Below are 835 nucleotides of genomic sequence, written 5' to 3'. Positions count from 1 at the left end.
CCATTTATTAACTACATTAGTATGTTATTCTACCTTTAAATAAAACAATAAGCCTTATGCAAAAAATTTAGGTTATTATTGTTATTTTAGGCTGTATTTTTGCTTTTGAAAGAAAAATTGTAAAAAGTGTATAATTGCATTTTTATTATATTGTTTCAAATATAATTTTTAATATCATAAAAATTAATTTTAGAATAGGGGCATTATTGTAATGCCCCTATTCTAATAAATCTGTTATTTTATAATCACTCCTTTTGTTATGATTAAGCATGCGTATATAGATGTTTCACCAGTTGCAATGCAAGCATAAGCATTTTTAGCTTTCTCATAAAATGAAAATCTATCAATATACTCAAATTCTTTGAATGATGGTTCATATTTTATTATTATATTATAATAATCTTCCCATATATTTGGTTTAGAATTATCATTCGGCTTCATTAGAGTTACAGGATGTCAGCTATTTCTGTCATTGTAGTGTAGCTTAAATCTAATGATATTCCTTCAGTATAAGCATTTTTATTTATAACAGAATTAATTTTTGATATKGTATTATTTTGTTTTATGTCTGCTTCAGTACCTTCAACAAAAGCTAGATATTTCTGATTTTTTTCATAATATTTTTGAATCTTACTTTGTATTATATCTTCAGTATCAGTAGCTACTATAATAAACTCAGATTCAGGTTTTGGTTCTGGAGTTGGGTCTGGCTGTTCTGGTTTTTCATCAATAATAGGAGAATCTGGTTCTTCTGGAGGAGTACTTCCCAAGGAATCTAGAGTAGGACGCGTTACAGCCCTTCTGCAAGATATGACTAAAATAAATATTATAAGTA

At 27.0% G+C, this 835-nt stretch carries 1 protein-coding gene and 1 pseudogene; both read right to left on the bottom strand.

Annotation, left to right across the window (positions count from 1 at the left end):
- Positions 1-234 precede the first annotated feature (234 nt).
- A complete protein-coding gene (locus GQX97_RS12765) occupies positions 235-441 on the bottom strand; it encodes an RbsD/FucU domain-containing protein (RefSeq protein ID WP_232473386.1) in 207 nt (68 codons plus the stop codon).
- Positions 442-446: 5 nt separating this feature from the next.
- A pseudogene (locus GQX97_RS12760) lies at positions 447-835 on the bottom strand (leucine-rich repeat domain-containing protein); the annotation flags it as partial.

The organism is Brachyspira sp. SAP_772, from assembly GCF_009755885.1.
Classification (GTDB): Bacteria; Spirochaetota; Brachyspiria; order Brachyspirales; family Brachyspiraceae; genus Brachyspira.
Note: the sequence above shows the minus strand (reverse complement) of the source record. Positions and strands in the feature narration are given on the sequence as shown.

Coding starts and splice junctions, on each gene's coding strand:
- GQX97_RS12765 (WP_232473386.1), bottom strand. CDS start 441: ATGAAGCCGAATGATAATTCTAAACCAAATATATGGGAAGATTATTAT.